Consider the following 10,821-nt stretch of genomic DNA (forward strand, 5'->3'; position numbering starts at 1 on the left):
GTAAATCACAAATGCTATCTGCAAAAGTAGGTGTTATTTGTAGTTTCATGGCTTGAATATACATCTTAATAAGTTAACAGACAATGATTTACACCCTAAGTTTGGGTCTTTGTTTTTGTCATGTACCTTGCAACGGTCTTAGATTGGGTTAAAAATGAAATTCTTCACAGCAAACTGACGTTGTATCCCGTGATCTTTTTAATACACATCAAAATTTCCGGAAAAAAACCCAATAAAACGCTGTACTTACAATTATCTGTTGTCTTTATAGTAATACAATTTAATAAATTATAAATAGTTACTGTTATACTTTACTCTTTAAGAATACGATTGTACTTTTTAGTGCTTTTGGCGCTGCTTTTACCAATTGCCAACACATGTATTAAAAGACACATATGTTGGCTTGATATACGTTAATTGCCAACTTAAATTTTTAAATTAGTACCCTGCATTTTGCGTAGTAATTTCATTATTTTGATCCATCTCAACCTGCGGAATTGGCAATAAGCCTTCTAAATGTGTAAGGTCATGTACAGGTGAATCAAATTTGGTAATATTACTTGTTGGTAATAAATCTGAATGATAATGTCTTTTTACTTTAGTTCCGTTTCCAAAAACATCCGCTAATGTACCCCATCTTATCAAATCAAAAATTCTTATTCCTTCCATTGCCAACTCAACTCTGCGTTCGTGTCTAACCAAATCTACCAAATTACCATCTGCTACTGTTTTTTCAGGCATATTAACTGAAGCTCTACTTCGTACTTTATTTACATATATTAAAGCTTCAGCGTCTCCTTGTTCAGCTAAAGCTTCAGCTAGAATTAGATACAGCTCTGACATACGCATAAGTGGTATATCTTGACCAGACCACCTTACATTCGCCAAATGAAACATCGATCTAGTCATTTTTCTTATATTAAAACCCGTTGGAGACCAATTATGGTTATATGTAACCAAATCTCCTGGTTGATATGTTACCGTTTCCGATATTTCATTACCTAAAGCGTCAAATGTATTATAGGTATACACAAAATCTTCAGACCCATTGTAAACACCATAATTATCTCCATGAGCGTACATGGTAAATTCTCTTCTAGGATCTGTAGGTTCAAACGCATTATATAAATCTAACTGTGGTAGACCATATCCCCAACCGTCACCAGGCTCTATAGTTCTTAGTTTTGTAGGAATGTCTCTAATTAAACGCTGAACAGTCATGTTTTGTCCATAGGTATCGTCATTAGTTGCAAATGGAAGATAGAACAGTAATTCTTTATTTTGTTCTTCTTCCCAAATAGATAAATAATCATCAACCAATCCAAACCCTGCACCTTCAGCCGAAACGACTCCAGATCTTGCAGCAGTTATAGCCTTCTCGTTTTCTCCAAGCCAAAGGTATACTTTAGCTAAATATCCATATGCTGCAGCTGCTGTAGGCACACCATCTTCTATTGGAGAAGCCAATAGATTTTGACCTGCAAATTCTAAGTCAGCTACAACTTGAACTAAAATATCAGCCCTTGAAGACCTTGGTTTAGATTCTATACTCGCTATTAAATGAAGTGGTACATCTCCATACAAAGAGGTAAGAAAAATATATGACCATGCTCTAATAAATCTTGCTTCGGCAATATAAGGCAATTGTTTCTCAGTAGTAAATTGAGGGTCTGAAGATGTAGGGATTCTTTCAATAGCAAAATTTGCAGCATTAATAGATCGATAACACTCTTGCCAATAATTATTAATATTTTCATTAGTAGGGGTAACATCCCAGTTTCCTAAAGCTATTGAGTGCGCCCTAGCTGGACGCCAATAACTGTCGTCTGTCATAGCATCTAAGCAAAGTACTAAATCTCTTCGAAACATATGTGCACTAACAGTCAATGGTCTGAAAGCAGCATTAACAGCCGCTCTAGCAGAAGTTGCATCAACAAAAAAGTTTTCTGGATTCGGTTTATCTAAAGGGATGCGGTTTAGAAATTCATCTTCATTATTACATCCCACTAAAACAAAAAGTAGAATGCCAAATATCGCAAGGATACTTTTATTGATGTTTTTAATTAATTTTTTCATAATTGATATATTATTGATACTGTTAATTACAATGATACCTTTAAACCTAAATTAAATGTTGTTGGGCTTGGAATTCCCGACAATGCATTCACGCTATTTGGTCCACCAGCGGTAGTATCAACTTCAGGGCCACCATATTTAGTAAACGTATATAAGTTGTTTACGCTGGAATACAAACTTAAATTACTTATATCAAATCTATTAAGTAGAGATCCTGAAACATTGTATGATAAGTTTATGTTATTAATCCGCAAATAAGAAGCGTCTTCTAACCAAAAATCTGAAACTTCTAAATTTGCTCCACTACCATCTTTAGTAAGCCTTGGCCAAGTTCCATTTGGATTATTAATTGGGTGATATCTTCTATAAATTCGAGCATCTTCGTTTCTAGCCCATGAGGACATAAGTACCATTAAATCATTAGAGTTTCGGCTTCCAATATAAATATCTCTACCCTGAACACCTTGTAACTGAACCTGTAAACCCCAGTTTTTATAATTTAATGTTCCTGTCATGCCATATATGAATTTTGGAAACCTAGAGCCTATAATTGTTCGATCTGCAGCATTTATTATACCATCTGGAATGCCATTTGGTTTTCCATCATCGTCGAACCCGCTAATATCAACTATATTGATGTCACCTATAGCTTTCGATCCAAAAGAACCTCCCTGATACTTGGCTAGTTGACTTTCATCAGTAATCAAACCATTTGTTTTATAACCAAAAAAGGAGTTCACGGGTTCTCCTACTTTAAGACCAGAAGATAAAAATTCTTCATCACGACCACCTAGATCTGTTACTTCGTTCTTTACACTAGAAAAATTAAAATTAACATCATAAGACCAATCTTTAGAATGATTGTTTCTAATCCCTAATTGTAATTCTATCCCTGTATTTCTTACCTCCCCCGCATTAATTATTGGACTTGAAAAATATCCGTTAGAAAGCGGAATAGGCTGCGTGAATAACTGATCTGAAGTGCTTTCAATAAAATAATCAACAGACGTATAGATCTTACCGTTTACCATCGTAGCATCAAAACCAAAATTACATTTCTGAGACGTCTCCCATGTAATATCAGTATTAACGGCAGATGTTTGCGTATATCCAGGCGTTACTACATCATTAAGTACTCTTCCCTGAAAACTTAAGCTTGAAATAGTGGCATACTCACTAAGACTTAATACATTACCCAGAATTCCCATACTAGCTCTAAGTTTTAAATTATTAAAAAAACCTTCTTTATTAAAAAAGTCTTCTTCACTTATTTTCCATCCAATTGATCCAGAAGGGAATACACCATATCTGTTTTCTTCGGTCAATCGAGATGTACCATCACGTCTAATAGTAGCATTAAAATAATATTTATTCTTATAATTATAGGTCGCCCTGCTAAATATTGAGGCAAAACTCCAATCCCTGAAATTATTACTATTTTGCATAGTTTCTGGGTCACCAGCATCTAGATATCTAATATCGTCATTAGGAGTACCTTGAATACTTGCATACAACAATTCTCGTTCGTTTTCTTCACGTGAATAACCTAATAATACAGTAATATTATGGTCTTCATTAATTGAAGTCTTGTAATTCAGTAAAAAATCTACAATCCCATGTGTACTTTGAATATTCTGCTTCTGAACTAAATTAATTGTTGATCCTTCCCAACTATATCTTGCAGGATCTGGCACACCAGAGTTAAAAAGTGTACTATAACTATTCACATAATCAATACTACCTCTTGCCGTGAACTCTAAACCTTCTAATAGATTTAAAGTAACGTACAAACTACCCTGTAATCCTTTAATTAAATTATCGTTTTGATAATTTTCAGACTGCCAAACAGGATTTTTATGTATGTGCTCTAATGCTTGATTTCTAATTATACCCCAAGACCCATCTTCTTCATAAACTCTAGTGAGTGGCGATTTACGCATTGCAAGATTATAGGAAGTACCATCACCTTCTGTTTTGGAAGAATAAAGTAATATAGAATTTCCCCATTTCAACCAGTCGTTAATCTTATGGTCAGAATTTAATGTTAAGTTGAACTTTTCATATGCAGTTTTAATGACCATCCCTTCTTGAGTAAAATAATTACCTGAAACAAAATAATTGGAATCCTCATTTCCGCCAGAAACAGATAAATCATAATTTTGAATGATTCCTGTTTGAAGCATTGCATCTTTCCAATCGGTATCTACACCACTATATTGGTCAAGATCAGCTTGTGTCCAGTTAGACTCAAGACCAATATTTTCATGGCTTTCTGTCCAAAGCTCGACAAATTGATCAGCATTTAGGAGGTCTAATTTTAAATTACTTTCAGTTTGTATACCTACATACGTATTAAAAGTGATTTGAGAAGCTCCACTACCTTTTCCTCTTTTTAAAGAGACTAAAATAACCCCGTTAGCCGCCCTTGCTCCATATATGGCAGCCGCCGAAGCGTCTTTCAAGACAGAAATTGACTCTATGGTATTAGGATTAAGGTTATTGATATTAGTTTTTATAACACCATCCACAACATAAATAGGTGAACTAGAGCCGTTTATAGATCCTACTCCTCTTATTAATACATTACTACCCGAACCAGGAACACCTGAGCTACTAGTAATACTAAGTCCAGTTGCCCTACCTTGAAGTATTTGTAAAGGGGAACTAGATGCTATCTTATCAAAATTTTTTGTAGAAACAGTCGATATTGAACCTGTTAAATCACCCTTTCGAGCGGTACCATAGCCTACAATAACAACCTCGTCAAGATTTTCTAGATCATCTTTTAAGGTAATATTAATTACTGATCTGCCTGTTACACTAACTTCTTGAGTTACAAAACCGATATAACTAATTATTAGAAGAGCATTGCTGTCTGTATTTATAGTGTAATTTCCGTCAAAATCTGTTGAAGTACCATTAATAGTGCCTTTAACCAAAATGGAAACTCCGGGAAGTTCTGATCCACTTTGACCACTTACTTTTCCCGTAATTTTATTTTGCTGGGAAAAAAGATTAAGAGTGCTAAAAACAAATACGATTAATGTGATTATGTTGTTTTTTATTATCTTCATGGTTTAAAATTTAATTAAGTTTGGTTTGTTTGCTAAATAATGACCGTGTCATTATTGGAATTAATACTTAGTTTTTTTCTTCATATATTTTTTAATTTTAATTAAATTCTTTCTACGTAATAATGATTCTATATAATAATAATCCGCATATACTAGTGGCACATCTACTTCACTATTTCCAGGTTTTGAACCCGTGCTGTGTTTAAGTAGAAATCCATTATTGCTCCCTCCTTCTGAAAGGAATTTTGGTATTGATAAGGTTTTTATTATATGATTAGCTGTCTCTAAATATTCAGCTCCTTTATCTGAAAACGTGCTTAATTCATAAAGGGCAGATGCCACAATTGCTCCTGCAGATGCATCAAAAGGCACATTTGGAATTTTTGGATCATTAAAATCCCAAAACGGTATTTTGTGATCTGGAAGATTGGGATGGTTTAAAATGTAAGTCGCTATTTTTTCGGCATGTTCTAGATATTTGTCATCACCAGTTTCTCTATATACCATTGTATATCCATATAAAGCCCACGCTTGACCTCTACTCCATGCACTTTCATCAGAATAGCCTTGATATGTTTGTTTTTTTGGACTTCGCCAGTCTCTGGGTTTATAATCAACAACGTGAAACGACGAGTAATCCGCTCTAAAGTGATTTTTAAGAGTGGTTTTTGCATGGATTATAGCTATGTTTTTATACGATACATTTCCCGTTTCTTTAGCTGCCCAAAACAGCAGTTCGAGATTCATCATATTGTCTATAATTACCGGAAAACCCCATACCTTTGAATTAAAATCCCAAGACCGAATACATCCCACATTTGGATTAAAACGAGTAGCCAAAGTTTTAGCCGATTGAATTAAAACATCTCTAAATTTTGGGTTTTTCGTAGCAAAGTAAGCCCTGCCAAAACTACTGTACATTTTGAAACCCATGTCGTGAGTTTTGCCGTTCCATTTTTCTTGTTCAATAGGCAATGTAAATTTTAATGCATTTTCCTTCCAAAATTCGTTTTTGGTAAGTTCGTACATCATCCATAATTCTCCAGGATAAAATCCACTTGTCCAATCTGATGCAGGAACCATTTTAACGGCACTCATTTCTGCTGTTCGTGGAGATACTAGCTTATCAGTTTTGGAATCATTATATAGTATTATAGACCCCTTTAGTTGCGCTCCAATTTTTTTTATCAATTTAGTATCGGCATATGTCGAGTTCTCTTTTAAACATCCCGACATTGCGATTAAAGCAATAAAGAGCGATAATTTTCTCATATTATTTTATAATTTTCTTGTTTTACATAAATTCTATAAAATGTCTTGAAAATAAAATTACTTAGATTGCGACAATAGAACTATGAGTAATGTTGTAATTTTATGCAGTTAAGTTGCACCAAGACCTTTTTTATTAATTCATGCAACATATTTTATAGGATGTTAAGAATATCGAAATTATATTTGAATTTTTAAATTAAACCAAGTTGTCTCTAAAATCAATAATCTTTAGTCTCTTCATATTTACTATTCATTTACAAGCTCAAATTGATGGTTTTCCAATTAGGAAGATCTCCCCAGATGGTGGTTATGGTTTTAGAGCCATCAATACAATTAGACAAGATTTATCTGGCTATATGTGGTTTGGATCTGATCACGGTTTAATAAAATATGATTCAAAAAACGAAACTTTTTTTGTTGCTAACCCAACAGATTCTCTTGCTTTACCTAGTAATATTATTTTAGATATTGCTGTGGACAAGAACAACTTTGTTTGGGTTATATCCGGAAGTGGCGTATGTCTTTTTGACAGAACAATTCAAAAGTTCCATAAAATTGAAATGACGTATGAAGATGGTACAACTGTAGAATCAACAATTAATAATATCATCGTAGATGAAAACAATAACTTATGGTTTTCTAATACTAACTATTTGGGGATATACAATAGAAAAACAAATCGTTTAATACGCATTAATAAAGACCAGCCCATCCATATTACTGTTTTATATATTAATCATAAGAATAGACTGTGGTTTGGAGACGAAAAGGGGAATATTTATACGGTTACTTCTAATAATAAATCCTATGAAAAAATAATAATAGGAAATGGTATTTCTGCACATACTATTTCTATTCATCAAAACAAGTTATTTGTATCTTATAAAAATCATGGTCTTAGACAATATAATTTAAAAGGAGAACTAATAAAGCATTTTAAATTAGATGCCTCTGAGAATAATATTGAACAAATTAATATTCGATCATTATTAAAAGACACATACGGACGCTTATGGATTGGCGCTTATGAAGGCTTATATCTCTATAAAAAAGGAAAAATCAACAAATTAAATTCTGAATATAACAATGGCCATTTAAACAATTCTATTCATGAATTATTTGAGGACAATCAAGGAGGAGTATGGGTAGGAACCTGGTCCGGAGGAGTTTCCTATATTCATCCTTCAGATAATAAATTCGAAAATTTTAAATCTAATAAGGCTCCTTTTTCATTGACCAATAATATTGTAAGTTCTTTTTCTCAGATTGACAATCAAAAAATACTTGTAGGAACCGAAGAAGGGGGGCTAAATATTTTTAATAAAAAGACCAAAAAATTCAATTCATTACATATTAAGGATGGAGTACACCATATTAAATCAACACTTGTAGACCGATTCGGTAATATATGGATAGGAACATATGGCAATGGCCTTTGGCATAAGTCACCCAAAAACAAAACCTTTAAACAAATTTCTAACGGGAATAATGATGGGAGTCACATTTCAAAAAGTGATGTCTATTCCTTGTGCGAGATTGATTCGGGAATCTTGATCGGCACTTATGGAGGCGGTATAAATTTTTACGATTTTAAAACAAAACAAATACATTTTATTAACACATCAAAAAGTAAAAACAAGGGATCCGTAGGTCGATTTGTGCGATGTCTTTATTCTGATTCTTCTAATAATATTTGGGTTGGAACTAATTCTGGAATTTATAATGTGAACTTAAAAGAGCGAAAACTCGAGAAATATCATCCAACTTCTGGAGAGGTCTCTGCTTTGGCTAATATTACAGTCTATTCTATAACAGAACTTTCAAATAACATATTGTGGTTTGGATTAATGGATGGAGGAGTAATTACCTTAAATCAAAAGACAGAACAGCTTAGACATCTAGAAATGAATGGTCTACTTAAAGGAGAAAATGTATGCGGTATTATTCAGGATACCAATAACAATGTTTGGATTAGCTCAAGTAATGGACTTATTCAGTATGACCCCAATACTCATTTATTCAGACATTTTATTACAAAAGATGGTATTCAGGGAAATATATTTAACCCTCAAGCCATTTTTGAAGACAATGAAGGTTTTCTTTATTTTGGAGGAACAAGTGGCTTTACCATAATAAACCCACAAGAAATTCGTCTAAACACAAGAAAACCGAAAACCTTGATAAATAAAATTATAGTAAATAATCAAAACACAAAATACCCCGTTCTACAGTCTAATAATAATTATAATGAGATTCAATTAAATCCCTTTGAAACAACTATTCGTGTAGGGTTTTCCTCCGATAATTATCTTTTATCTAAAAAAAACCTTTTCAAATATCGATTGGTAAATTACTATGATGAATGGGTTGATGCAGGAAACGATGGTTCTGTAATGTTTGCAAATTTACCAAACAAAGACTTTATATTAGAAATTAAAGCTTGTAATAATGATGGTATTTGGAATGAGACTCCTACTATACTTCCTATAAGTATAAAGAAATATTGGTACAAAACAAGTCTCGCCTATCTTTTGTGTTTTATTTTTATTATTGGAATTTCTATAGTTTTGATCCGATTTGTAATGGAAAGGTCTAAATTAAAAAAAATGTTGCTCATTGCAAACATTCAAAAAAACTTTGAAGAACAAAATTATGAAATGAAATTGAAATTTTTTACCAATATATCCCATGAACTCAGAACACCACTAACCTTAATAACATTACCTCTTTCTAAATTAATAAGTTCCGGTGGCTTAACTCTAAGGCAACAAGAGCTCGTGGATGTTATTAAAATGAATTCCGATCGTTTACTACAATTAGTAAATCAGGTGTTGGATTTTAGAAAAATTGAAAAGGGCCACGCTAAACTTGTAATATCACAATTAGACATTGTTAAATTAATCAAGGAAATAAAACTGCATTTTATTGAAAAATCTAAAACAAAAGAAATTCAATTTGATTTTTTCTCATCGGCTCCAGAGATATTCATTGAAGCAGACAGAGATAAAACTGATAAAATCATTTTTAATCTTTTGTCTAACGCATTTAAACACACACCTATTAATGGAAAAATATTGATGTCAATTTCTGAAAACGAACAAGAAATGGAGTTTGATTTCTCTGATCAATTAAGTTTTGGAACTATAGAGGGTAATGATCATATTAAGATATCTATATCTAATACTGGATTAGGTATTAAAAAAGAAAACTTGCCAAAGATATTTAACCGCTTTGAACAAACGAATACTAAAGAGGAAGTTGCTGGTACAAACGAAATTGGTACAGGCATTGGCCTTGACCTCTGTAAAGAGTTCACCTTATTACACGGTGGTAGAATTAATGTAAAGACCTTATATGAAAAAGGTGCAAAGTTTACGGTCACATTACATAAAAAATTAGGTCTCCATAAATCGATCATTGAAAACCCGCCGAAAGTGAAAAATCTTGAATTCGTCAAAAATAGTATTAACGCAATTTCAGACATCGAGAAAGAGCAAAAAGAGTATCAATTATTAATTGTTGAGGACCATAATGATTTGCGAAAATTCATTGGAGGTTTACTTAATGACAGCTATAAAATTAAATATGCAACAAACGGAAAAGAAGGTTTAAAGATATTAAAAAACACCCAAATAGATCTTATTATTTCCGATGTTATGATGCCAGAAATGGATGGTTTTGAGTTTTGTAGCTCCGTGAAATCACAATTAGAAACTAGCCATATACCCATAATTTTACTCACAGCATTAGCAGCAAAAGAAAACATAATAATGGGCTTAGAAAATGGAGGCGATGCTTATTTATCGAAACCCATAGAAGAAAAAGTACTGCTTTCACAAGTATTAAACTTAATTTCCCAAAGAAATAGACTGAGAAAGAGCTTTCAAAATCTTTTTATATTAGACAAATCAATAGAAGGTGGAAATCTTGATAATTATTTTATACGCAAACTGAATAAGGCTATTGAATCTAATTATAAAGATGATCAATTTTCAGTAGAAAAACTAGCTATGGAAATAAATCTGAGTCGTAGTCAGCTACACCGTAAGTTGGTAAGTCTAACAAATCGTACAACATCCGAATATATTAATTTATATAGAATAAAGAAGGCCTCTGAATTACTCTTGACAAGTAAGTATAATATAAATGAAGTTTCATATGAAGTTGGTTATACCAGTACCTCATATTTTTCTAAAAACTTCAAGAGCATTTATAATAAGACGCCAAAAGAATTTATAAAAAGCAAAAAAAGAGAGTGAAGACCGTTGCATAATGCTCTTTTCAGTTTTAGATTTCAATTTTTACTTTTTAAATCTAAAATTTATATTTTTTTTTCTTATTTTCATTGTTTATGTTAGTTATGGATCTATTTTTTGGTTCATTTTCCTTTAGTTTTTAG

The 10,821-nt window shown here is 32.4% G+C and carries 4 protein-coding genes; 1 reads left to right on the plus strand and 3 read right to left on the minus strand.

The features are described 5' to 3' along the window. Positions 1 to 438: 438 nt before the first annotated feature. The 3 genes from V5787_RS11740 to V5787_RS11750 are packed head-to-tail and all read right to left on the minus strand — an operon-like array spanning position 439 to position 6,422. Positions 439 to 2,076: a RagB/SusD family nutrient uptake outer membrane protein gene (locus V5787_RS11740; RefSeq protein ID WP_336893395.1), complete on the minus strand. Its 1,638-nt coding sequence runs from the start codon at positions 2,074 to 2,076 to the stop codon at positions 439 to 441. Between the two features lie 26 nt (positions 2,077 to 2,102). Then, positions 2,103 to 5,150, minus strand: coding sequence for a TonB-dependent receptor (locus V5787_RS11745; protein ID WP_336893396.1), 3,048 nt, complete (start codon positions 5,148 to 5,150; stop codon positions 2,103 to 2,105). Between the two features lie 60 nt (positions 5,151 to 5,210). After that, positions 5,211 to 6,422 (minus strand): glucuronyl hydrolase, encoded by a 1,212-nt coding sequence (locus tag V5787_RS11750; protein ID WP_336893397.1) that lies wholly within the window; start codon positions 6,420 to 6,422, stop codon positions 5,211 to 5,213. A 206-nt stretch (positions 6,423 to 6,628) separates the two neighbouring features. On the opposite strand from V5787_RS11750, the gene V5787_RS11755 reads away from it, so the two are divergent. Further along, the gene (locus V5787_RS11755) at positions 6,629 to 10,681 is read left to right on the plus strand and encodes a two-component regulator propeller domain-containing protein (protein WP_336893398.1); all 4,053 of its coding nucleotides are present in this window, start codon (positions 6,629 to 6,631) and stop codon (positions 10,679 to 10,681) included. Positions 10,682 to 10,821 lie beyond the last annotated feature (140 nt).

Origin of the sequence: Flavicella sp. (assembly GCF_037132785.1) — a bacterium.
Taxonomy (GTDB): Bacteria; Bacteroidota; Bacteroidia; order Flavobacteriales; family Flavobacteriaceae; genus Flavicella.